Raw genomic sequence first — 22,683 nt, forward strand, 5'->3', positions numbered from 1 at the left:
CGCTAGAAAGAGGCGGGTTTTCAGGGGAGTGGCATGGGGCGCAAGGCAAGGCGGCTGGGTCTGGGGTTGGCCGTCCTGCTGTTCGCGACGGCGGCCTGGCTGGGGTTCCTGCGTCTCAGCGGGAATTTCCACGAGGTCAGCCCCGGCCAGGTCTACCGCGCCGCCCAGATGGACGGCCAGGCGCTGGCGCGGTGGAAGCGCGAATACGGCATCGCCAGCGTTCTGAACCTGCGCGGGGAAAACGCGGGCGCCGACTGGTATGAAACCGAACTGGCCCTGACCGACCATCTTGGCATCCGGCATATCGACTTTCGCATGTCCGCCAGCAAGGAGCTGGACCAGGCGCAGGTGATGGCGCTGATCGCGGTGATGAGGGCCGCGCCCAAGCCCCTGCTGATCCACTGCATGGGCGGCGCCGACCGCACCGGGCTGGCCTCGGCGCTGTATGTCGCGGGGATCGAGGGGCGGGGCGAGGCGGCGGCGGAATGGCAGCTGTCGCTGGCCTATGGCCATGTCGGGATTCCCTGGATCAGCAAGGCCTGGGCGATGGACACCACATGGGAGGAGATGGAGGCCTGGCTGGGCTTTCCCGACAGCTAGGGCCTATCGCGCCGCCGCTTCCTCGACGGCCGGCGGCAGCCATCCTGCGGGCAGCCGCGGCCCGATGAAGGGCTTTTCCACCGGGCGCGCCGACAGGGCCAGCGTCAGCCGTGCCACCGGGGGCGGCATCAGCCCGCCGCCGGTCAAATCCCAGGTCGGCACGATGGGCGCGGGTTCGCCGTGGATGCGGGCGCGATAGATCGGCATCGCCTCGGTCACGCGCATCACATAATTGCGGGTCTCGTCGAAGGGGATCAGTTCCACCCATTCCACCGGGTCCATGTCGCGGCGCAGATCGCCGAAATCGCGCAGCCAGCGGGCCGGACGCCCCGGCCCGGCGTTGTAGCCCGAGGCTGTCAGCGCCGTGGACGCGCCGAAGCGGTCGCGCAGCCCCGCCAGATAGGCCGCGCCCAGCCGGGCGTTATAGTCGCCGTCCGCCGTCAGACGCGCCAGGTCGAAGGGCTCTCGGATCTGACGGGCCATCTGTTCTGCGGTGGCGGGCATCACCTGCATCAGCCCGCGCGCGCCGACCGGGCTGCGGGCGGCGGGGTTGAATTCGGATTCCTGCCGGGCGATCGACAGCACCAGTTCCGGCGGCACCTGGTGGTCGCCGTCCTGCAAGCCGGTCATCGGGAAATGCGCCGCCGGGTGGATCACGCCCTTGTCGGCCGCGCGTTTCGACAGGCGCAGCCCGTGCCAGGGCATCCCGGCCTCGGACATCAGGCGGGCCATGCGCAGCGTGTCCTGCGGATCGGCGGTTTCCGACAGGTGCAGGAAGAACCGCTGCGCCTCGTCCGCGCGGCCCGTCGCCAGAAGCCAAAGCCCGGCGCGGAAGACGCTGCTGTGGCCCAGCGACGACCCGCGCCAGTCGGGCAGGGGGCCGGGGGCGGCATAATCGGCGGGCATCGGCGCGCCGACCTGCTCGGCGGCAAGCTGGCCGTAATAGGTGCCGGGCATGGCCGCCGCCTGCGCGAAGGCGGCCTCTGCCGCCGGGGCGTCGCCAAGCGCCTGATGCGCGCGGGCCTGCCAATAAAAAGCGCGGGATTTGCTGATCTGGCTGCCGACGACGGTTTCCAGATGCCGGAAATGCGACAGCGCCCGGTCCGCCGCGCCCTGCTTCAGCGCGGCAAAGCCGGCCAGCCATTCCAGATCCGCGTAATGGCGGTTGTCCGGCGGCAGGAAATGCGGCCGGGCCAGGGCCTCGGCCCGCGCCCAGTCGCCGCCCCGCATCGCCATGCGCGCGTAATCCACCCGCATCTGCGCCCAGGCCTCCGGGAGGCGTAGCGCCGCAGCATCGGTCGAGGCGTCCAGCATCAGCGCCTGCGCGCCTTCGTGCTGCTTGGCGCGGACCCGCCACAAAAAGCGGTCCAGCGTCAGGCCGGGATCGGCGCGTGCGGCGTCGGGCAGCGCCAGGATCAGGTCGTCCACGCCCGCCCGCCCGGCTTGCAGGGCGATGCGCGCGGCCAGCAGCGGGCGGTCGGGTTCGGGCAGCCTGGGCAGCAGCCGTTCGGCCTGCGCCCAGTCCTGCCGGTCCAACATCGCCACGGCCCGCGCGGTCAGCAGCGGCGTCAGTTCGGGACCATGCGCGGCCAGGAAGGCGGCTTCCTCGGGCGCGGTCAGCGGCACGGTGGTCCAGAAGCGGGCGCGTTCGGCGCGGGCCGCCTCGGGGTCCAGCACCGCCAGATAGGCCGTTTCCGCCACCAGCGTGTCGGGCAGGCGGTCCCCGAACCAGTCGCGGATGTCCTGCGCGGGCAGGTCCGGGCGCAGCTTCGCGTCGCCCCGTTCGCGCAGCAGGGCCAGCCCCGGCCAGTCGCCATAGGCGCGCACGAAGTCGATATAGGCGCCGATGTCCCCATGCCCACCGCGCAGGGCCTGCCAGCCGACCAGGGCCTCGGCCATCGGGCCTGACCGGCGGGCGGCGTCCCGCGCCGTCACCCAGTCCTTCGCATCCGCCGCCGACAGGGCAAGGGCCATCGCGCCCGCATCCTCGGCCCGAACCGGGGCAAGGGGGGCGAGCATCAGCAGCCCGGCGGCCAGCATGTCGCGCAGAAGTCGCATCACCGTCCTGTGTCGCCGTCCCACGGCCCGGACGCAATTCACATCCTTGGCAAGTTCCCGCAGGCCCGTTATCAGGCGCCCAATCCATACCTCTCTGCAAGGAAGCGTGTCATGTTCAAGGGATCCCTGCCCGCACTGGTCACGCCGTTCACCCCAGACGGCGAGCTGGACCTGGACACGCTGAAGAAGCTGGTCGACTGGCATGTCGACCAGGGCAGCCACGGCCTTGTCCCGGTCGGCACCACCGGCGAAAGCCCGACCCTGACCCATGACGAACACCGCCTGGTGATCGAGGAGGTCGTGCGCGCCGCGGACGGCCGCATCCCGGTCATCGCGGGCGCGGGGTCGAACAGCACCCGCGAGGGCATCGGCCTGGTCCGCCACGCGGCCGAGGTCGGCGCGGACGCCGCCCTGGTCGTGACGCCCTATTACAACAAGCCGACCCAGGCCGGGCTGATCGCCCATTACACCGCCCTGGCCGAGGCCAGCGACCTGCCGATCATCATCTACAACATTCCCGGCCGGTCGGTCGTGGACATGACGCCGGAAACCATGGGCGAACTGGCGAAGCTGCCGACGATCGTCGGCGTCAAGGACGCCACCGGCAAGCTGGAGCGGGTGAGCCAGCAGCGCATCACCTGCGGCCCCGATTTCGTGCAGCTGTCGGGCGAGGACGGCACCGCGCTTGGCTTCAACGCCCATGGCGGCGTGGGCTGCATCAGCGTCACCGCGAATGTCGCGCCGAAGCTCTGCGCCGAATTCCAGAACGCGACCCTGGCGGGCGATTACGCCAAGGCGCTGGAATACCAGGACCGGCTGATGCCGCTGCATATCGCGATCTTCGTCGAACCGGGCCTGGTCGGGGCGAAATACGCCATGTCGCGGCTGGGCCTGTGCGACGAACGGGTGCGCCTGCCGCTGGTGGCGCTGACCGAACCGACCCGCCGCCTGATCGACGCGGCGCTGGCCCATGCCGGGCTGATCTGACGGCGAAGGCGCGCGACATTTTCGCGCGCATTTACCGCATCGTCTTTTCAAAGCGGTTCCCCGGCCCCATATTGGGGTCGAGGAGACGTCCGCCATGCCCCTGCCGCATTTCCTGATCCTGATCGCCGCAGTCATTCTTGTCGCTGCCCTGACACTGTGGGCCTCTTTCGCGGCGGGCGTTCCGGCGGTGGCCGTGGCGCTGATCGCCCTGTCCGGCGCCGCCTTGCTGCATCTGGCGCAGGGCGACCGGCACGATCACGACGCCTGACGCCTCAGCTTTCCAGTTCGGCGTCCCAGTACAGGAAATCCATCCAGCTGTCGTGCAGGTGATTCGGCGGAAAGCGCCGGCCTGCCGCGTGCATCTCCTCGGGTGACGGCTGGCGGGGCTTGCGGCGCAGGCTCATGCCCGAATGGCGCAGGCTGCGGTTGGCCTTGCGCAGGTTGCAGGGCGAACAGGCGGCGACGACGTTTTCCCAACTGGTGACGCCGCCGCGCGACCGGGGCACCACATGGTCGAAGGTCAGGTCGCCCTTGTGCCCGCAATACTGGCAGCAGAATTCGTCCCGCAGGAAAAGATTGAAGCGCGTGAAGGCCACGCGCTTCTGGGGTTTGACGTAATCTTTCAGAACGACGACCGAGGGCAGGCGGAACGCTTGGCGCTGACTTCGCACCACCTCGTCATATTCGGCGATGATGTCCACGCGGTCCAGGAAGGCGGCCTTGACCGCCTCCTGCCAGGGCCACAGCGACAGCGGATAATAGGATAGCGGCCGATAATCCGCATTCAGCACCAGGGCCGGATAATGGCGCAGGCCCGCAGGCTCTCGCACGAACTGGGTTCGAAAATCCGTCTGGTGTCGCTGATCCAGCATGTTGCCTTCCCGCCTGCCCCCATGGGTGGCCGGGGGCGCCCCGTCAGATCCGTGGCTTCGACTATATATCGCGTCCGGCATCTGGCAAGCCCCCGGATCTGTCCGTTCTGCGGATCGAATAATCCGGGATGGTGACGAGGCCATGACAATTGCCTTCCGCCCGCGCCGCTGGCAGTCTGCGGATCATGACGGATCGAACGCCCCCCGTGCTTGGCACGCTGGAAACCGCCCTCTACGCCGAGGATCTGGACGCCGCGACAGCCTTCTGGCGCGACGTGATGGGTCTGGCGCCGTTCCAGGCCGTGCCGGGGCGGCATGTGTTCTTTCGCGTGGCGCCGTCGCAGGTTCTGCTGGTCTTCAACCCCTCTGCCACCGAACAGCCGCCGAAGCCCGACGCGCGCCTGCCGGTGCCGCCGCACGGCGCGCGGGGACCGGGCCATTTCTGCCTGGCCGTGGCCCCCGGCCATCTGGATGCCTGGCGCCGCCACCTGACCGGCCATGGCATCGCCATCGAGGCCGATTTTTCCTGGCCGAACGGCGCGCGGTCGATCTATCTGCGCGATCCGGCTGGCAATTCGATCGAACTCGCCGACCCGGCGATCTGGCGTTAAATCTTCTGTGCGGAAATATCCCGCGGGGGTGNGCCCCCGCCTTATTTCCCCAGTCGATCCTTCAGGAAGCTCAGCGCCACCGACAGCCCATCGGGGGAAATGCCGTGCCCGGTACCCTTCATCACATGGCCATAGACGGTGAAACCCGCCGCCTCCAGCGCCTCTCCGGCAAGCTGCATGTCCTGGAACGGCACCATCGGATCCTGGTCGCCGTGCAGCAGCAGGACCGGCGGCTTGACCTTCGCCTCGGCCAGCAGGTCCGGGGCCAGCAACCGGCCCGAGAAGCCGACGATCCCGGCCACCGCCTGGTCCCGGCGCGGCAGCACATGCAGCGCCATCATCGTGCCCTGGGAAAAGCCCACCACGACCATCCGGTCCGCGGTCAGCCCTTCGTCCGCCAGAACCTTGTCCAGCCAGCCGTTCAGCAAGCCGATGGATCGTTCCATCGATTCCTTCGCCTGCGCCTCGGTCGAACCGTCCAGCCAGGGGATCGGAAACCACTGGAACCCGAAGGGATTGTTGACGCTGCGTTCCGGCGCGTCGGGGGCATGGAAGGCCACACCGGGCAGATGCGGTCCCAGCGGGTCGGCCAGGCCCAGCAGGTCGGCCCCGTCCGCGCCATAGCCGTGCAGGAAGACCACGACCGCATCGGCCCTGGATGGTCCCTTGCGGGCGGATTTCAACTGGCTCATGACACTCCCTCGCTGCCCTTGGCCAGCCGGTAATAGGCCCACAGGCCCCGCGCCGCAACCGCGCGCCAGGGACGCCAGGGTTCCGCCATCGCCCGCAGCGCGGCGGGGCCGGGGCGGGCGTCCAGGCCATACATCGCCCGCGCGGCCTCTTGCAGGGCCAGATCGCCCGCCGCGAACGCATCCGCCCGACCAAGCGCGAATTTCAGATAGATTTCCGCCGTCCAGACGCCGATGCCGGGCAGGGCCACAAGCGCCGCGATGGCCTGGTCGTCGGGCAGGGCGCGCAGGCTGTCCCAGTCCAGCCCCGCTGCCGCGATCCCCCTGAGGTAACGCGCTTTGGGCCGCGACAGGCCCGCCGCGCGCAACGCGTCCTCGTCCGCCGTTGCGATGCCGTCGGCCGTCAGCAGCCCCGCCGCGCCCATCCGCGCCCAGATCGCATCCGCCGCCGCGACCGAGATCTGCTGGCCGACGATGGCGTGGGCGATGGCCTCGAACCCGTCGGGGCGCCGCCGCAGCGGCAGGGCGCCAAGATCCGGCGCGACCCGTGCCCAGACCGGACAGACCGCGACCAGATGGGCCATCCCCTCGGCCAGGTCGTCGGCGGTTCGGATCAGGCGCGGGGCGTCAGTCACGGTCCACCGCGGCCTCCAGCTTCAGCCGCGTTTCCCAGGCCATCGAGATATGCTGCCGCAGCGCCCTGTCCGCCGCCGCCCCGTCGCCTGCCGCGATCGCATCGACGATGCGCTTGTGTTCGGCAAGCGCGGTCTCTCCGCGCCCCTCTGCCGCCAGCGAGGTCTTGGCCATCAGCGCCATGGTCCGATGCACCAGGTCAAGCTGCTGGACCAGATAGCGGTTGTGGGACGCCAGGTGGATCTGGTGGTGGAAGCGCTTGTTGGCGCGGGCCAAGGCCTCGGGGTCGCGGATGGCCCGCTGGTCGTCGGCCACCATCTGCGCCAGGACGCGCACCTCCTCGGGTGTGGCGTGGCGGGCGGCAAGGCGGGCGGCAAGGGCCTCCAGTTCCGCGCGGACGGTGTAAAGCTCGGCCAGTTGGTTGTGGTCCAGCGATGCGACGATCAGGCTGCGCCCGTCGCGGACGAGCATCGCCTGGGTTTCCAGCCGCTGCAACGCCTCGCGCACGGGGGTGCGGCTGACGCCGAAGCGTTCGGCCAGTTCGGATTCGACCAGCCGGTCGCCGGGGCGATAGGTGCCGGCCTCGATCGCGGCCAGGATCAGGGAATATGCGTCTTTCATGGTCCGCACGATTGGCCGCGCGCCGGGCGATTGCAAGCGCGCTGTCGTGGGGCTAGGCAGCGGATATGGATCTCACGCATGTCGACACCTGGATCTTCGATCTGGACAATACGCTCTACCCGCCCGAGATGGCGCTGTTCCCGCAGATCGAATCGCGGATGACAGATTACGTCATGCGCACCCTGTCGGTGGAACGCGACGCCGCCGACCGGATGCGGCGCGACTGGTGGATGCGGCACGGCACCACGCTGGCGGGGCTGATGGCGGAACATGCCATCGACCCCATCGCCTATCTGGACGAGGTCCACGACATCGACTTTGCGCCCCTGCTGCCCGCGCCGGATCTGGCGGCGGCCATCGCCGCGCTGCCGGGGCGCAAGCTGGTCCATACCAATGCCGATGCCGCCTATGCGGTGAAGGTGCTGCGCGCCCGAGGCTTCGGCCTGCTGGACGACGCTGTCCCCGCGCCGATCTTCGAGGGGATCTATGGCATCGCCGAGACGCATTTCCACCCCAAGCCACGCCCCGAGGCTTATGCGGCGGTGATCGGCTATGCCGCCATCGACCCACGCCGCGCCGCCTTCTTCGAGGACGATCCCCGCAACCTGGCCGTTCCGCATGAGCTGGGGATGCGCACGATCCTGGTCGGGCCGGGGCGGCACGGCCCCGATGCGATGGCGGGCGCGGTGCCCGCCCATGTCGATCACCACATCCACGACCTGACGGCATTCCTGCGCCAGATTGCCCTTGGCCGCTGATTGCGCCAGAATGTCCCCCGGACGCGCAATCCGATAGGCTGCACCATGACCCATACTGCCGATAAAAACGGAAATCGCCTGAATTTCCTTGTCATTGCCCTTCTGCTGGTCGTTGTCGTGATTGCCGTTCTGGCGGTCGCCACCTTCGGCCTTCCCGTGCTTGGCCTGCTGGGCCTGGTGCTGACGGTTGCCGTTTTCACAGTCATGCTGCTGTTCACGGCTGGCAACTAGGCCGCGGCATATGATCGCAGGCCAGGTCGAGACGACCGACATCCTGGTGTCAGGCGGCGGCATTGCCGGGCTGATCACGGCGGCGGCTTTCGGCGCGCAGGGGTTTTCGACCCTCTGCGTCGATCCCGCCCCCCCAGTGACCGAGGAAGGGGCCGAGGGCGCCGATCTGCGCACCACCGCCTTCCTGACGCCGTCCGTCGCCCTGCTGGGCCGGATCGGGTTGTGGGACCGCCTGCTGCCCCATGCCACGCCCTTGCAGATCATGCGCATCGTCGATGCGGGCGGCGCCCGGCCCGTGGCGCGGCTGACCCGCGATTTCGACGCAACCGAGATCGGCGATCAGCCCTTCGGCTGGAACCTGCCCAACTGGCTGCTGCGCCGGGAAATCTCGGCCCGGCTGGCGGGGATGGAGAATGTCCGCTTCCAGCCCGGCACCGGCACGGCGGCGGTCGTTGCCCGCGACGAAGGCGCCTTGGTCACGCTGACCGACGGGCGCCGCATCCGCGCCCGGCTGCTGGTCGGCGCGGACGGCCGCGATTCGCCCGTGCGCCAGGCCCTGGGCATCGGCGTGCGGACCTTCCGTTATGGCCAGAAGGCGCTGGCCTTCGCCGTCACGCATGACGTGCCGCACGGCAATGTCTCGACCGAGATCCACCGGTCAGGCGGCCCGTTCACGCTGGTGCCGCTGCCCGACCGGGACGGACAGCCTTGTTCCGCGGTGGTCTGGATGGAGAACGGGCGTGAAGTCGCCCGCCTTGCCGCCCTGCCGCCCGAGGCGTTCGAGGCCGAACTGAACGCCCGGTCCGCCGGGGTGCTGGGCCGTCTGACGCTGGCCACGCGGTTGACCCAGTGGCCGATCATCAGCCAGATCGCCGACCGCTTCACCGGCCCGCGCACCGCCCTGATCGCTGAGGCGGCGCATGTCGTCCCGCCCATAGGCGCCCAGGGCCTGAACATGAGCCTGGCGGACCTGACCGCGCTGATCGACCTGTCCGGCGACGATCCCGGCAGCGCGGCCAGCCTTGCCGCCTATGACCGCGCCCGCCGCCCCGAGGCCTTTGCCCGCCTGCTGGGCATCGACGCGCTGAACCGCGCCAGCCAGGCGTCCTTGCGTCCCCTGCGCGACTTGCGCGCGGCGGCACTGGGTGGGCTTTACGGCATTGCCCCGGTGCGGCGGCTGATGATGCGGGCCGGGCTGGGGATGCGCTAGCCGGAACATCGCCCCCGCCTTCGCGTTTGCTGTCCTGACAGACCCGGAGGAACCCATGCCCGACACCAGTCCCGACCCCGACGTGATCGACCGCATCTGGACCCTGGCCGACAAGCTGGACCCCTGCCTGTTCGTCACCCGCGATGGCGAGGGTCAGCGGGTCCGCCCCGTCTTTGCCCGCGTCCGCCGGGACGAGGGGGCGATCCATGTCCTGACCGACACGCAGGGCTGCAAGCTGGACCAGATCGAGGCCAATCCCCATGTCTCGCTGGCATTTTCGGACGAACGCGCGAACGATTACGCCGTGATCTACGGCACGGCCCGCGTCAGCCACGACCCGGCCAAGGCCCGCGACCTGTGGCGCTTCAGCGACGAGACCTTCTTCAAATCCCCCGACAATCCCGACCTGCGCGTTATCACGGTAACGCCCGAGTCTGCCGAATTGTGGGATGGCAGCAACCTGCTGGTCACGGGCGCCAAGATGCTGGCCGAGCGGCTGGCGGGCGTGAAGACCCAACTGGTCGAGAACGCCAAGGTCGACCGCCTTGATTAGCGCCGCCCACGCCCGTATCTAGAGGCCCAGAGGACGACCTCCCCGCCAAGGGCACCATGCCGGGACGACCCGGCCCGCAAGAGGTTCGTCATGGCCTGGTTCTATCTTGTTCTCGCCGGTCTTCTGGAAATTGTCTGGGCGACCGCGATGAAGCAATCGCACGGCTTCACCCGCGTCCTGCCCACTGCCGTCATGGCCGTCGGCATGGTCGCGTCCTTCTGGCTGCTGGCGGTGGCGATGCGGACATTGCCGCTGGGCACATCCTATACCGTTTGGGTCGGCATCGGCGCCGTGGGGGCGTTCGTGATAGGCATCGTCCTGTTCGGAGATCCCGTCACGCCCGCGCGGCTGCTGGCGGCGGGTCTGATCGTCGCGGGCATCGTGACGATGAAGCTGGCGTCCTGACCCCGTTTGCCTTGGTGCAAATATCCCACGGGGGTCCGGGGGTGTGAAACCCCCGGCGCTTTCGGCGGGTGCGACATGAAATGTGCGTGCTGCTGCGTCCGCAGGCAATTTCCTTCCGCTGTCGATGGTGCTAAACCAACCCGCCAGCTACAGGAGACTTATGCCATGCCCGCCTATCGTTCCCGCACCACCACCCATGGCCGCAACATGGCGGGCGCGCGCGGCCTGTGGCGGGCGACCGGCGTGAAGGACAGCGATTTCGGCAAGCCGATCATTGCCATCGTCAACAGCTTCACCCAGTTCGTGCCGGGCCATGTCCACCTGAAGGATCTGGGCCAGCTTGTCGCGCGCGAGGTCGAGGCCGCAGGTGGGATCGCCAAGGAATTCAATACCATCGCCGTCGATGACGGGATCGCGATGGGCCATGACGGGATGCTGTATTCGCTGCCCTCGCGCGAAATCATCGCAGACAGCGTGGAGTATATGGTCAACGCCCATTGCGCCGACGCGATGGTGTGCATTTCCAACTGCGACAAGATCACGCCTGGCATGCTGATGGCCGCGTTGCGGCTGAACATCCCGGTCGTCTTCGTCTCGGGCGGCCCGATGGAGGCCGGCAAGGTCGTGCTGGAAGACGGCAAGGTCAAGGCGCTGGATCTGGTCGATGCGATGGTCGCCGCCGCCGACGACACGGTATCCGACGCCGATGTCGCGGCCATCGAACGCTCCGCCTGCCCGACCTGCGGGTCGTGCTCGGGCATGTTCACCGCCAATTCGATGAACTGCCTGACCGAGGCCCTGGGCCTCGCGTTGCCGGGCAACGGTTCGACCCTGGCAACCCATGCCGACCGCAAGCGCCTGTTCGTCGAGGCGGGCCATCTGATCGTCGATCTGGCCCGGCGCTATTACGAAAACGACGATGCCAGCGTGCTGCCGCGCTCGATCGCGACGGTCGAGGCCTTTGAAAACGCGATGACGCTGGACATCGCGATGGGCGGGTCCACCAACACGGTGCTGCACCTGCTGGCCGCGGCGCATGAAGGCGGCGTCGATTTCACCATGTCCGACATCGACCGTCTGTCGCGCCGGGTGCCGGTGCTGTGCAAGGTCGCGCCTGCCAAGAACGACGTGCATATGGAGGATGTCCACCGCGCGGGCGGGATCATGGGCATTCTGGGCGAACTGGACCGGGCGGGCCTGCTGCATACGCAGGTCGGCAGCGTCCATGCCGGTTCCCTGGCCGAGGCGCTGGACCGCTGGGACGTGATGCGCACCGATGCCGCGTCTGTCCACGACTTCTACCGCGCCGCGCCGGGGGGGGTGCCGACACAGGTCGCCTTTTCCCAGAACCGGCGCTACGATTCGGTCGATACCGACCGCAAGGCGGGCGTGATCCGCAGCGCCGACCACGCCTTCAGCCAGGATGGCGGGCTGGCGGTGCTGTATGGCAACCTGGCCGAGGATGGCTGCATCGTGAAGACGGCGGGGGTGGACGATTCGATCCTGACCTTCACCGGCACCGCGCATATCTTCGAAAGCCAGGACGATTCCGTGTCCGCGATCCTGACCGGCAAGGTCAAGCCGGGCGAAATCGTGCTGATCCGTTACGAAGGGCCGCGCGGCGGGCCGGGGATGCAGGAAATGCTGTATCCGACCAGCTATCTGAAATCCAAAGGGCTGGGCAAGGAATGCGCCTTGGTAACGGACGGCCGTTTTTCGGGGGGGTCGTCGGGGCTGTCGATCGGCCATGTCTCGCCCGAGGCGGCGGAAGGCGGCACCATCGGCCTGGTCGAACAGGGCGACACGATCCGCATCGACATCCCGAACCGGGTGATCCATCTGGAAGTGGACGACGCCACCCTGGCGGCCCGCCGCGAACAGCGCGAGGCCCTGGGCTGGAAGCCCGCCAAGCCGCGCCAGCGCAAGATCTCGACCGCGCTGCGCGCCTATGCGGCGATGACAACCAGTGCCGCGCGCGGCGCGGTGCGCGTCATCCCGGAATGACCGGCTGGCCTGCGATCCAGACGGACCGCAGGCGCCAATCATCGTCCAGCAGCACCAGATCGGCGCGCCTGCCTTCCCGCAGCGCGCCGTATTCGTTCGACAGCCCGGCGGCGCGCGCCGGTTCGGATGCCGCCATGGCAAGCGCGCGTTCGGGCGCGATGCCGACCTGTTCGACCAGCACCTTTATCGCCCCGTCCATGCGCAGGTCCGCCCCGGCCAGCGTCCCGTCTGCCAGCGTCAGCCGCCCCTCGCGGCGGTGGATCGCGCGGCCCGCCAGTCGGATTTCGGCCAGGTCGCTGCCCGCGAAGGCCATGCAATCGGTCACAAGGAAGATGCCCTGGGGCCGCGACGCCAAGGCCGCGCGCATCGCCGCCGGGTGGACATGGATACCGTCCGCGATCAGCCCGGCCTGGGCATCGCCCGCCAGCACCGCGCCGACCAGTCCGGGGGTGCGATGGCCCATCTGGCTCATGGCGTTGAACAGATGCGTGGCGCAGCGGGCGCCCGCCTCGAAGGCGGCGCGTGCGGTGTCGTAATCGCAATCGGTATGGCCCAGACTGACGATGGCGCCCGCGCGCGACAGCGTGGCGATCTGGTCCGGGGTGACGGATTCGGGCGCCAGCGTCACCATCAGCACCGGCAGCGCGCGGGCCGCGTCGCAAAGCCGCGCCAGGTCGTCGGCGTCCATAGGCCGGATCAGCGCCGGGTCGTGGGCGCCGTGGCGGCGGGGGTCCAGGTGCGGGCCTTCCAGGTGCAGGCCCAGGAAGCCCGGCGTGCCTATGGCCCGGATGCCTGCGGCGATCACCTGCGCGGTGGCCTGCGGCGTGTCGGTGATCAGCGTCGGCAGCACACCCGCGCAGCCCAGCCGCTGATGCGTGGCGCAGATATGGCGCAGCGCCGCCGGGTCGGTGTCGCCCCCGACCATCAGCCCGCCGCCGCCATTCACCTGCAAGTCCAGGAAACCGGGGGCGAGCGTGCCGTCCAGCCGGGTCGCGGGACCGGCCTTGGCCAGCGGCAGAATGGCGGCGATGCGGTCGCCGTCGATCACCACGGCATGATCAGCCAGCATCCGCTGCCCGTCAAAGACGCGCGTTGCGGCGAGAGTCGTCATGCCGCCCCGGCCATCTGCCGCGCCATCAGCAATGCGCCGTCCACCCCGGACCCGAGCGCGGGCCGCTGCGGCCAGTCCGTCAGCCGTGCCGCATAGGCGGGGCCAAGCCCGCCGACGAAGACCACCGGCAGGGGCGCGTCGGCTTGCAGCACGGTCAGGATGTGGCGGACCTCGGCCACGGCCGCATCAAAGACCTGCCGCGCCGCCGGGTCGTCCGCGCCGATGATGCGCGGGGCCAGCCGCGCGAAATCCGCCGGGCTGGCGCGATTGCCGAAGCGGATGATCCCCTCGATCCCGCCCATCTCCTCCAGCAGAACCCGAAGCAGCGGCGTCATCGGTACAAAGCCGTCCTCGGCCCGCATCGCCAGGGACAGCAGCGCCCGGCCCAGGACCGCGCCGGACCCTTCGTCGCCCATCAGGAAGCCGCGCCCGCCGACCTGGCGGAGGTCGCCCCCGCGCTGCACGGCGAAGACCGACCCGGTGCCCATCGCGGCCAGGATGCTGTCCTGCGTTCCCAAGGCTCCGCGCGCCGCCGTCACTGCGTCGTTGACGATCTGCATCCGGGCAAAGGGCAGCAGCCCGGCCAGCCGGTCGGTCGCCGCGGTCATGGTGCCGCCCGCAAGGCCCAGCGTGACGATCAGGTCGCGGGGATCGGCGCCGGTGCCCTCGACTGCCTCGGCGGTGGCTTGCAGGATGCTGAGAGCGGCCGCGTCCACATCGGTGTTGATGTTGGCAGGCCCGCCCCGGCCCTGGCCGACGATCCGGCCATCCGCATCCGCAAGAGCCGCGCGGCAGCCCGACCCCCCGCCGTCGATTCCCAGAAAGAACGCCATCGCCTGTCCCCTTTCGGGCCGGTTCTAGCCCCGTTCGTCGCTGCCGAACAGGCCGCGCAACCCGCGCGTGACCAGGTTGCCGATCTTGGGCCGGGGCTGGGCGATGAAGGGCAGGGGGCGGCAGACCTCCATCGCGGCGATGCCGACGCGGGCGGTCAGGGCGCCGTTCACCACGCCCTCGCCGAAGCGGCGCGAGACCTTGGACAGGATCCCGCCCCCGGCGATGGTCTCGACCAGATCGTCGCCCGCCGCGACCGCCCCGGTGGCGACCAGATGGGTGATGACGGTGCGCGCCAGGCGCCAGCCGCCGACCGCGCCCGCCCGCCCGCCATAGATTTCGGCCATGCGGCGGATCATGCGCAGGTTCGCGGCCAGCGCGGCGGCGACATCGGCCAAGGCCAGCGGGATCAGCGCGGTGGCGGCGGCGACAGTCCGGGCAGCGGCCTCGATCTCGCGCCGCGCATCCTGGTCCAGCTGCGCCAGCAGTTCGGTTTCCGCCATGGTCAGCAGGGTGCGCGCGTCGAAGGCGTCGCCCCGGTTGTCGGCCAGCCGCTTGCGGTGCCATTCCAGTTCCGGCCGGTCGCGATAGAGCGCGACCAGGCCGTCAGCCACCGCGCGGGCCTTGTCCAGGCTGTCCTCGGCCAGGGCCGCGCCCGCCTGCCGCTGGATCGCGTCGATGCGGGCGAAGCGCGCCCAGGCCCGGTATTCGCGCCAGGCCATGCCAAGCGCCGCCAGCGTGAACAGCGCGAACAGCCCGACCCCGATCCAGCCCAGCACCGGATAGCGGGTCAGAAGGTCGTTGATGAAGTTCAGCGCGGCGATGGACAGAAGAAAGGTGAACAGCGCCACGCCGGAATTGATGAAGAAGCGTGTCAGCTTCGAGGGCGGCCGGCCGACCAGCCGCGTCACCATTTCCATCGTGCGGGGGCGCGGCAGCAGCGGATCGGCGGCGTCGATCGGCGGGGCGTCGGCGGGGTTCAGGCTGTCCTCGCGCGCTTCGGACGCGGGGGCGGGGCGGGGGGCGGCCTGCGGCGCGTCCAGTTCGATCAGGACGGGGCCACGGCGGGGCGTATCGCTCATAGCCGGTCTCCGATCAGGAATTCGGCGGCGCGGTCCAGCCGGATATGCGGCGGGCCGTCGCCGGGCCGCGCGGTCATCGGCGCGGGGGCGAAGTTCATGATGGCGTAATCCCCGTCCAGCCAGCGGTCGGCGCCGTCGCGGGCGGGGTGCAGCAGCGCGGCGGGATCGGCGGGCAGTTCGCCCGGATAGAAGGCCGCCTGCCGCCCGTCCAGCAGCCGGCCGCGCACGGCGGGCAATTCCTGGCCGTCCTGGTGGATCACATCCTCGGTCGTGGCGCGTAGGGCGGCGATGGACATGGCCTCGGTCCGGGCGCCGCTGAAATCCGCGCGGTCGCGGGCCTCGCGCAGCATGGCCGACAGGATCGCGGTCAGGCGGTTGTGCTGGACCTGGTGCAGATGGTCGGCCTTGGTCGCGGCGAACAGGATGCGTTCCACCCGGCGCGTGCCCAGAAGCTGGGCCAGCCAGCCCGCGCGACCGGGGCGGAAGGCGGTCAGGATGTCGGCCATGGCGCGGCGCATATCCTCGACCGCGCGCGGGCCTTGGTGGATCGCGCCCAGCACGTCGACCAGCACCACCTGGCGGTCGATGCGGGCGAAATGGTTGCGGAAGAAGGGTTTCACGACCCGCGACTTGTAGGCGTCGAAGCGGCGGCGGAATTCCTTGTGCAGCCGCCCGCCTTCGAACGATGCGGGCAGGGGCGCGAAGGTCAGGGCGGGCGAGCCCTCCATCTCTCCGGGGATCACGAAACGACCGGGGGTGCAATCGGACCAGCCCGCCTCGCGCGCGGCGTGCAGATGGGCGGTATAGGTCTGGGCCAGCCGCTGCGCGACGGGTTCGTCGAAACGGTCGCCGTCCAGGCGGTTCAGCGCGGCCTGGTATTCCTCGGCGCCGGGGCGGCCCTGCATCCGGTCCAGCACCTCGGCCGACCATTCGGAAAAATCCTTTTCCATCAGCCGCAGGTCCAGCAGCCATTCGCCGGGATAATCCACGATGTCCAGGTGAACGGTGCGCGGCCCGGTCAGCCCGCCCAGCAGACCCCGGCCGTCCAGCCGCAGCGACAGGCGCAACTGGCTGACATGGCGCGTGCCCTCGGGCCAATGCGGTTCCGGGCCGGTCAGCGCGGCCAGGTGGCGTTCGAAGTCGAAGCGCGGGATGGTGTCGTCGGGTTGGGGTTGCAGCCAGGCGGCCTTGATGCTGCCATCGGCGGCGGCGCGCAGGGCATGCATCCGCCCCCGATCCATCAGGTTGGCCACCAGCGAGGTGATGAACACCGTCTTGCCCGCCCGCGACAGGCCGGTGACGCCCAGACGGATCACCGGATCGCCCAGGCCGATGCCCGCCATCAATGTGCTGCCGATACCCATTCCGCCTGCCGTTTTCCGTTGTCTTTGCCGGAAGATAGGCTCCGGGGACGGGTTTGCATAGGGCGGCGGGCCGGGGTTCCGCTTGGCCCGCCGTTGCGACATAACGCGGGGATGCCCGATCGGTTGCCCATCGACGATGTTTTGCCCGCGCTGCGTGACGCGCTGGCCGCCCATGGCCGGGCGGTGCTGGTCGCGCCGCCGGGGGCGGGCAAGACGACGCGCGTGCCCCTGGCGCTGCTTGAGCGGATCGCGGGAAAGATCGTGATGCTGGAGCCGCGCCGACTGGCCGCGCGCGCGGCGGCGGAACGGCTGGCCCAGCAATTGGGCGAGGCGGTGGGGGCGCGCGTCGGCTATCGCATGCGCGGCGAATCGGTTCCGGGCAGCCGGATCGAGGTCGTGACCGAAGGGATCCTGACGCGGATGATCCAGTCCGACCCCTCGCTGGACGGGATCGGCTGCGTGATCTTCGACGAATTCCACGAACGCAGCCTGAATGCCGACCTGGGCCTCGCCCTGGTCTGGGAGGCGCGTGGCGCCCTGCGCGAGGATTTGGTGCTGCTGGTGATGTCGGCCACGCTGGATCCCGAACCCGTGGCGGCGCTGCTGGACGATGCGCCGGTGATCCGGTCCGAAGGCCGGGCCTTTCCGGTCGAGACGCGCTGGCTGCCCCGTCCCTTGGCCGCAGGCGCCCGGCTGGTGGACGAGGCCGCGCGGCTGATTGCCCAGGCCGAGGCCGAGACGCGCGGCATGGGGGGCACGGTGCTGGCCTTCCTGCCGGGCGAGGGCGAGATCCGGCGGGTGATGGCCCAGCTTGGCGGGGGCTGCGAGGTTCTGCCGCTGTATGGCGCGCTGAAGCCTGCCGAGCAGCGCGCGGCGCTGGCGGAACCGGGCGCGCGGCGGCGGATCGTGCTGGCGACGGCGATCGCCGAGACCTCGTTGACCATTCCGGCGGTGCGGGTGGTGGTCGATGCAGGCCGGGCGCGCCGGGCGCGCTTCGATCCGGGGTCCGGCATGTCGCGGCTGGTGACCGAACGCGTCAGCCGGGCCGAGGCCGACCAGCGGCGCGGCCGCGCGGGCCGGGTGGCGCCGGGGATCTGTTACCGGATGTGGGCGCGGGCCGAGGAAGGTGCGCTGCCCGCCTTTGCCCCGCCCGAGATCGCGGTGGCCGATCTGGCGGGGCTGGCGCTGGAACTGGCCGCCTGGGGCGCGGTGCCGGGCGACCTGGCCTTCCTGACGCCCCCGCCCGAAGGCGCGCTGTCCGAGGCGCGGTCGCTGTTAGCGGGGCTGGAGGCGCTGGATGGCGGGGGCCGGATCACCGATCACGGCCGGGCGCTGGCGCGGCTGCCGCTGCATCCCCGGCTGGCGCATATGCTGCTGCGCGCAGGCGAGGGGGCGGCGGAACTGGCGGCGCTGCTGTCGAACCGCGATCCGCTGCGGGGCGCTCCGGTCGATCTGGCGCTGCGGCTGGCGGCGGTTCGTGACCCGAGGGGCTTTGTGGCCCGGTATCCGCATGAGGCGAACCGGGGGGTGATCCAGCAGATCCGCAATGAGGCTGCCCGGCTGCGGCGCCTTGTTGCGTCCCGCGACGGCGGGGGGGCGCCGCCCCCCCGGACCCCCCTGGGGTATTTGGGCAAAGAAGAATGGGGCGGCGTTGTCTCTCTGGCCTATCCCGACCGGATCGGGTTGCGGCGCAAGGGGGAGGAGCCGCGCTTCGTGTTGTCGGGCGGCAAGGGCACGGTCATGGAGGCGGGCGATCCCATGGCAGGGCAGCGGCTGATCGTCGCCGTCGACCTGGACGGCGATCAGCGCGAGGCCCGGATTCGCATGGCGGCGCGGCTGGACGAGGCCGATCTGCGCGCGCTGCATGGCGGGCGGATCGAGACGGTGGCGCTTTGCGAATGGTCGCGGCGCGAGGGGCGGGTTCTGGCGCGGGTGCAGGAACGGCTGGGCGCCCTGGTCCTGTCGGATCGCGCCTGGCCGGAGGTTCCGCCGGAGGCGGTGGCGCGCGCGGCGCTGGAGGGGCTGCGGCTGGACGGCCTGCCCTGGACCCCGGCTGCGGCGCGGCTGCGGGCGCGGATCGCGCTGGTGCCGGATCTGGGGGCGGTGGACGATGCCAGCCTGCTGGCCGATGGCGCTTGGTTGCTGCCCTGGCTGGGGCGGATCCGCACGCTGGCCGATCTGCGCGGGCTGGATCTGGTCGAGCCGCTGAAGGCGCGGATCGGCTGGGACGGTCAGCAGCAACTGGAGCGCGAGGTTCCGTCGCATTTCGTCACGCCGCTGGGCCGCAAGGTGCCGATCGACTATGGCCACGAGCAGCCGTCCATCGAACTGCGCTTGCAGGAACTGTTCGGCGTGACCCGCCATCCGGTGGTGGGCGGGCGGCCGCTGCGGATCAGCCTGCTGTCGCCGGGCGGCAAGCCCGTGCAGGTGACGACTGATCTGCCGGGGTTCTGGGCGTCCTCCTATGCCGATGTCAGGAAGGACATGCGCGGCCGCTATCCCCGCCACCCCTGGCCCGAGGATCCGCGCGAGGCCGATCCCACCACGCGGGCCAAGCCGCGAGGCACCTAATCCACGGGGCGGATCAGCGCCTTGTCCAGCACCCGCAGCACCTGGCGCAGGTCGTGGCCGCGTTTGAGGATGCGCCCGTCCATGCCGATCACCGCATAGGCGCCCTGGGCCGCGCGCAGGCGGGGGCGTTTCTCGATCCGGTAGAGGGGATGTTCCGTGGCGCGGCGGAAGACGCTGAAGATGGCGGCGTCGCGCAGGAAGGACATCGCGTAGTCGCGCCATTCGCCCGCCGCGACGAAGCGGCCATAGACCGACAGGATCAGCGACAGTTCCGTCCTGTCGAAGACGACCCGGTCGGGATCGGCGTGAAACGGCGGGCCGGCGTTCATCATGACGGGATGGTGACAGCCCGCCGCCCGCAAGGCAATGCCGAAAACGGGCGGCGCGCGGGGATCAGTAGCAGCTGACCTTCTCGATCCGGTTCGTGGCGCCGTATTCGATGTTCAGCCGGTCGGGCCGGAAGTCCGAGGTCACGGCGTCGTTGGGTCCGATCTGGCGGGTGCCGATGGGGAAGGTCATCGCGGCAAGCACCGATACCTGCTGGCCCACCAGCCCCTGATACGCCGAGGCGCGGCAGTCATCGGGCGGCGTGACGGGCGCGGGCTCCACGGGCACCGGCTCGCAGGCGGCAAGCAGCGTGGCGGCGGTCAGTCCGAGGCACAGGATCCTGGCGTTCATGATGGTCACCCGCAATCGACATTGGTGATGATGCCCGCCGCATCCAGGCGGAAGACGATCCGGTTGGGGTCGTATTCCTGCGGCTCGATCCCGCGGTATTCGACGACCCGGTATTCCTTGGTGACGCCCAGCGTCGGGATCACGCTGCCCGGCTGGCCCACCGCCGAGGCATAGTTCTTGGTCGCGCCGCACAGGTCTGGCTTCCGTTCGGTCAGCCCGGCCACGCCTGCCACGGGTTGCGGGGCAGGCGGCACATAGGCCACGGGCGCGGGTTCGGGGATCGGCGCGGGTGCGGGGGCCGGGGCCATGCAGCCGGAAACAAGGGCGGCGGCCATCAGCGGCAGCAGGATGGTGGTCGTCTTCATGATGATCTGTCTTCCCTCGGGTGTGCCCGTTCTTGTTCCCGTCTGTCGCGGGTTTCGCGGGCCGATGATACAATGGCCGACCCGGCTTGAGAAGGCGTCGCGACCGTCACGATTGCATCATCGCCTGCCTGTCACCGCCTGCCTGTCCAGCGGCGCGGCGCGTCCGTTTGCAGAGGCAGGGCCGCGCGCAGGAACAGGTCGGCGGCGGGCTGGATCCCGTCGTCCGGCCCCTTGCCTTTCCGGCACAGAAGCATCGAATCCGGCACGCTTGCGCCGGACAGGGCGATCAGCTGCCCGGCGGCAATTTCGGTGTCGTCCAGGCACAGCTGCCCCGTGGCCACCCAGCGGTCCAGATAGGGCCGGATGGCGCCGTGCAGGACATGGACCAGGGTGTCGTGAAAGCGGGCCGACAGGTCGGCGAAGCGCGGCGCTTCGGCCAGGTGGACGCGGCGCAGGGTGACGCGGGCGGGATCTGCCAGCCATTCGGCGACCTGGGCGACGATCAGCGGGATCGCCTGCGCGGGGTCCAGATCCGGGGCGATATCCAGGGTGAAGCTGCCCTCGAGCCGGGCGGTTTCGGCCCGCATCGCTTCCTGGAACATATGCGGCTTGTCGGGGAAATAGCTGTAGAGCGTCGCCTTGGACACCTGCGCGGCACGGGCGATGTCGTCGACGCTGGCCCCGGCAAAGCCGTCGCGCAGAAAGATGGCGGCGGCGCCGCGAACCACCTGGTCGAATTTGCGGCCTGGGCTAACTGCCTGGGATTTGGGCATCTTTGCTTTCCTAAGTCAGCCATCACTAACACCGACCGCATGAGGTTCAATCCGAAATTCCCGTCGTGGTTGCAGTACGGCCACAGGATTTTTTCACCCCGTCCCGGAAGGCCTGGTCGATAAAAACAGAAAATGCCTTGTTTTTGTTCAGATTACCCTTGGCACCCGCCGTCCGGCTGGCATAGCGTTCGGGTCGTCGATAACCGGCGTCAACTGTCAGGAGCAGCCGATGACGATCCCCCACACATCCTTCCGCGACTCGGTCGAGCGGATGTTCACCCATGCCGCCGGCCTGATGGACCTTCAGCCGGGGCTGGAAGAAAAGATCCGGGTCTGCAATTCGACCTATACCGTCCGATTCGGCGTCCGGTTGCGCGGGCAGATCCACACCTTCACCGGCTATCGCTCGGTCCATTCGGAACATATGGAGCCGGTCAAGGGCGGCATCCGCTATTCGCTGGACGTGACCCAGGACGAGGTCGAGGCGCTGGCCGCGCTGATGACCTATAAATGCGCGCTGGTCGAGGTGCCCTTCGGCGGATCCAAGGGGGGCCTGTGCATCGATCCCCGCGCCTGGAACGAGGACGAGCTGGAACGGATCACCCGGCGCTTCACCTATGAATTGTCGCGGCGGAACCTGATCTCTCCGTCGCAGAACGTGCCCGCGCCGGACATGGGAACGGGCGAACGGGAAATGGCCTGGATGGCCGACGCCTACAAGCGGCTGCATCCTGACGACATCAACGCCAAGGCCTGCGTCACCGGCAAGCCGCGCCATGCGGGCGGGATCGAGGGCCGGGTCGAGGCGACCGGCCGGGGCGTGCAATACGCGCTGCGGGAATTCTTCCGCCACGACGACGTGATGAAGAAGGCCGGCCTGACCGGCACGCTGGCGGGCAAGCGGGTGATCGTGCAGGGCCTGGGCAATGTGGGCTATCACGCCGCGCAGTTCCTGTCGGTCGAGGACAAGGCCCTGATCACCTGCGTGATCGAACGCGACGGCGCGATCAGCAACCCGCAGGGGATCAACATCGATTCGCTGCGCGGCCATATCCGCGCGACCGGCGGCGTCAAGGGCTTCGTCGGCGGGGACTACCGCGAGAACGGGCTGGCCGCGCTGGAGGACGACTGCGACATCCTGATCCCGGCGGCGGTGGAAAGCGTGATCCACGCCGACAACGCCGACCGCATCAAGTGCAAGCTGATCATCGAGGCCGCGAACGGTCCCGTCACGGCGGATGCCGACGCGATCCTGAAGCGCAAGGGCGTGGTCATCATCCCCGACATGTATGCCAATGCGGGCGGCGTCACGGTCAGCTATTTCGAATGGGTCAAGAACCTGTCGCAGATCAGCCTCGGCCGGCTGGAGCGCCGCCACGAGGAAGCCCGCGCCCGGATGCTGGTTGAGGAGCTGGAGCGGATCTCGGCCGATACGGGGACGAATTTCGAACTGGCCAAGGGCTTCAAGGAGGCCTTCCTGCATGGCGCTGACGAGTTGGATCTGGTCCGGTCCGGCCTGGACGACACCATGCGCGAGGCCTTCAAGAAGATGAAGGAGGTGTGGATGTCCAACCCCAAGGTCGATGACATGCGCACCGCGGGCTATGTCGTGGCGATCCGGCGGATTTCCAACGTCTACGGGTCGCTGGGATTGTAGGGGCTGGGNTCCGGCGGCT

At 69.5% G+C, this 22,683-nt stretch carries 25 protein-coding genes; 12 read left to right on the top strand and 13 right to left on the bottom strand.

Annotated elements, in window-relative coordinates; translation table 11 throughout:
- The first annotated feature begins 33 nt into the window (after positions 1–33).
- Positions 34–600 carry a dual specificity protein phosphatase family protein gene (locus ACTJI6_RS05460; RefSeq protein ID WP_440798527.1) on the top strand — a complete coding sequence of 189 codons (567 nt, stop codon included), beginning with the start codon at positions 34–36 and terminating at the stop codon, positions 598–600.
- Positions 601–603: 3 nt separating this feature from the next.
- Here ACTJI6_RS05460 and ACTJI6_RS05465 read toward each other — a convergent pair whose 3' ends face one another.
- The gene (locus ACTJI6_RS05465) at positions 604–2,658 is read right to left on the bottom strand and encodes a transglycosylase SLT domain-containing protein (protein ID WP_440798529.1); all 2,055 of its coding nucleotides are present in this window, start codon (positions 2,656–2,658) and stop codon (positions 604–606) included.
- Positions 2,659–2,769: 111 nt separating this feature from the next.
- Between ACTJI6_RS05465 and dapA the strand changes: the two genes are divergently transcribed.
- Positions 2,770–3,645 (top strand): 4-hydroxy-tetrahydrodipicolinate synthase, encoded by an 876-nt coding sequence (gene dapA / locus ACTJI6_RS05470; protein ID WP_440798531.1) that lies wholly within the window; start codon positions 2,770–2,772, stop codon positions 3,643–3,645.
- Positions 3,646–3,739: 94 nt separating this feature from the next.
- Positions 3,740–3,913: a hypothetical protein gene (locus ACTJI6_RS05475; RefSeq protein ID WP_164555113.1), complete on the top strand. Its 174-nt coding sequence runs from the start codon at positions 3,740–3,742 to the stop codon at positions 3,911–3,913.
- Between the two features lie 4 nt (positions 3,914–3,917).
- On the opposite strand, the gene ACTJI6_RS05480 is transcribed toward ACTJI6_RS05475, so the two are convergent.
- Positions 3,918–4,517 (bottom strand): HNH endonuclease, encoded by a 600-nt coding sequence (locus tag ACTJI6_RS05480; RefSeq protein WP_126152992.1) that lies wholly within the window; start codon positions 4,515–4,517, stop codon positions 3,918–3,920.
- Positions 4,518–4,702: 185 nt separating this feature from the next.
- Here ACTJI6_RS05480 and ACTJI6_RS05485 point away from each other — a divergent pair, with 185 nt between their 5' ends.
- A complete protein-coding gene (locus ACTJI6_RS05485; protein ID WP_440798532.1) occupies positions 4,703–5,128 on the top strand; it encodes a VOC family protein in 426 nt (141 codons plus the stop codon).
- Between the two features lie 41 nt (positions 5,129–5,169).
- Here ACTJI6_RS05485 and ACTJI6_RS05490 read toward each other — a convergent pair whose 3' ends face one another.
- The 3 genes from ACTJI6_RS05490 to ACTJI6_RS05500 are packed head-to-tail and all read right to left on the bottom strand — an operon-like array spanning position 5,170 to position 7,071.
- A complete protein-coding gene (locus ACTJI6_RS05490) occupies positions 5,170–5,820 on the bottom strand; it encodes an alpha/beta hydrolase (protein ID WP_126152990.1) in 651 nt (216 codons plus the stop codon).
- Positions 5,817–6,401, bottom strand: a complete 585-nt coding sequence (locus tag ACTJI6_RS05495) for a DNA-3-methyladenine glycosylase family protein (protein WP_440798655.1) — start codon at positions 6,399–6,401, stop codon at positions 5,817–5,819. The genes ACTJI6_RS05490 and ACTJI6_RS05495 overlap by 4 nt, the downstream gene beginning before the upstream one ends.
- A 43-nt stretch (positions 6,402–6,444) precedes the next feature.
- Entirely contained in the window at positions 6,445–7,071 is a 627-nt protein-coding gene (locus ACTJI6_RS05500) for a GntR family transcriptional regulator (RefSeq protein WP_440798535.1), read from the bottom strand.
- Between the two features lie 65 nt (positions 7,072–7,136).
- On the opposite strand from ACTJI6_RS05500, the gene ACTJI6_RS05505 reads away from it, so the two are divergent.
- The 6 genes from ACTJI6_RS05505 (at position 7,137) to ilvD (ending at position 12,232) form a co-directional block, all read left to right on the top strand.
- Positions 7,137–7,829, top strand: a complete 693-nt coding sequence (locus tag ACTJI6_RS05505) for a pyrimidine 5'-nucleotidase (RefSeq protein WP_440798537.1) — start codon at positions 7,137–7,139, stop codon at positions 7,827–7,829.
- 45 nt (positions 7,830–7,874) lie between these two features.
- Positions 7,875–8,060, top strand: a complete 186-nt coding sequence (locus tag ACTJI6_RS05510) for a hypothetical protein (protein ID WP_126152987.1) — start codon at positions 7,875–7,877, stop codon at positions 8,058–8,060.
- 10 nt (positions 8,061–8,070) lie between these two features.
- Positions 8,071–9,270: a UbiH/UbiF family hydroxylase gene (locus ACTJI6_RS05515; RefSeq protein ID WP_440798539.1), complete on the top strand. Its 1,200-nt coding sequence runs from the start codon at positions 8,071–8,073 to the stop codon at positions 9,268–9,270.
- A 55-nt stretch (positions 9,271–9,325) separates the two neighbouring features.
- Entirely contained in the window at positions 9,326–9,823 is a 498-nt protein-coding gene (locus tag ACTJI6_RS05520) for a pyridoxamine 5'-phosphate oxidase family protein (protein WP_440798541.1), read from the top strand.
- A 90-nt stretch (positions 9,824–9,913) separates the two neighbouring features.
- On the top strand, positions 9,914–10,228 hold the full coding sequence (locus ACTJI6_RS05525; RefSeq protein WP_126152984.1) for a DMT family transporter: 315 nt from the start codon (positions 9,914–9,916) through the stop codon (positions 10,226–10,228).
- Positions 10,229–10,393: 165 nt separating this feature from the next.
- Complete coding sequence (gene ilvD / locus ACTJI6_RS05530) at positions 10,394–12,232, top strand: dihydroxy-acid dehydratase (protein ID WP_440798543.1); 1,839 nt, start codon at positions 10,394–10,396, stop codon at positions 12,230–12,232.
- Here the strand turns inward: ilvD and nagA are convergent.
- The 4 genes from nagA to ACTJI6_RS05550 are packed head-to-tail and all read right to left on the bottom strand — an operon-like array spanning position 12,219 to position 16,620.
- Entirely contained in the window at positions 12,219–13,343 is a 1,125-nt protein-coding gene (nagA, locus tag ACTJI6_RS05535) for an N-acetylglucosamine-6-phosphate deacetylase (protein WP_440798545.1), read from the bottom strand. The two genes, ilvD and nagA, sit on opposite strands and share 14 nt — an antisense overlap.
- On the bottom strand, positions 13,340–14,176 hold the full coding sequence (locus tag ACTJI6_RS05540; protein ID WP_440798547.1) for a BadF/BadG/BcrA/BcrD ATPase family protein: 837 nt from the start codon (positions 14,174–14,176) through the stop codon (positions 13,340–13,342). Before ACTJI6_RS05540 ends, nagA begins: the two co-directional genes overlap by 4 nt.
- Positions 14,177–14,200: 24 nt before the next feature.
- Positions 14,201–15,256, bottom strand: a complete 1,056-nt coding sequence (locus ACTJI6_RS05545; protein ID WP_440798549.1) for a YcjF family protein — start codon at positions 15,254–15,256, stop codon at positions 14,201–14,203.
- Positions 15,253–16,620, bottom strand: a complete 1,368-nt coding sequence (locus ACTJI6_RS05550; RefSeq protein WP_440798551.1) for a YcjX family protein — start codon at positions 16,618–16,620, stop codon at positions 15,253–15,255. Before ACTJI6_RS05550 ends, ACTJI6_RS05545 begins: the two co-directional genes overlap by 4 nt.
- Positions 16,621–16,731: 111 nt before the next feature.
- On the opposite strand from ACTJI6_RS05550, the gene hrpB reads away from it, so the two are divergent.
- Positions 16,732–19,191 carry an ATP-dependent helicase HrpB gene (hrpB, locus tag ACTJI6_RS05555; protein WP_440798553.1) on the top strand — a complete coding sequence of 820 codons (2,460 nt, stop codon included), beginning with the start codon at positions 16,732–16,734 and terminating at the stop codon, positions 19,189–19,191.
- Here hrpB and ACTJI6_RS05560 read toward each other — a convergent pair.
- From ACTJI6_RS05560 to ACTJI6_RS05575, 4 genes are all read right to left on the bottom strand, one after another.
- Positions 19,188–19,520 carry a DUF2794 domain-containing protein gene (locus ACTJI6_RS05560; RefSeq protein WP_126153007.1) on the bottom strand — a complete coding sequence of 111 codons (333 nt, stop codon included), beginning with the start codon at positions 19,518–19,520 and terminating at the stop codon, positions 19,188–19,190. The two genes, hrpB and ACTJI6_RS05560, sit on opposite strands and share 4 nt — an antisense overlap.
- Before the next feature lie 64 nt (positions 19,521–19,584).
- The gene (locus ACTJI6_RS05565) at positions 19,585–19,869 is read right to left on the bottom strand and encodes an I78 family peptidase inhibitor (RefSeq protein ID WP_440798555.1); all 285 of its coding nucleotides are present in this window, start codon (positions 19,867–19,869) and stop codon (positions 19,585–19,587) included.
- A 5-nt stretch (positions 19,870–19,874) separates the two neighbouring features.
- The gene (locus tag ACTJI6_RS05570) at positions 19,875–20,234 is read right to left on the bottom strand and encodes a hypothetical protein (RefSeq protein ID WP_126152976.1); all 360 of its coding nucleotides are present in this window, start codon (positions 20,232–20,234) and stop codon (positions 19,875–19,877) included.
- A 131-nt stretch (positions 20,235–20,365) separates the two neighbouring features.
- Positions 20,366–21,007: a TetR/AcrR family transcriptional regulator gene (locus ACTJI6_RS05575; RefSeq protein ID WP_440798557.1), complete on the bottom strand. Its 642-nt coding sequence runs from the start codon at positions 21,005–21,007 to the stop codon at positions 20,366–20,368.
- A 229-nt stretch (positions 21,008–21,236) separates the two neighbouring features.
- On the opposite strand from ACTJI6_RS05575, the gene ACTJI6_RS05580 reads away from it, so the two are divergent.
- Positions 21,237–22,664, top strand: a complete 1,428-nt coding sequence (locus ACTJI6_RS05580) for a Glu/Leu/Phe/Val family dehydrogenase (protein ID WP_440798559.1) — start codon at positions 21,237–21,239, stop codon at positions 22,662–22,664.
- The last annotated feature ends 19 nt before the right edge of the window (positions 22,665–22,683 follow it).

This window comes from Paracoccus sp. 22332 (assembly GCF_052045125.1).
Classification (GTDB): Bacteria; Pseudomonadota; Alphaproteobacteria; order Rhodobacterales; family Rhodobacteraceae; genus Paracoccus; species Paracoccus haematequi_A.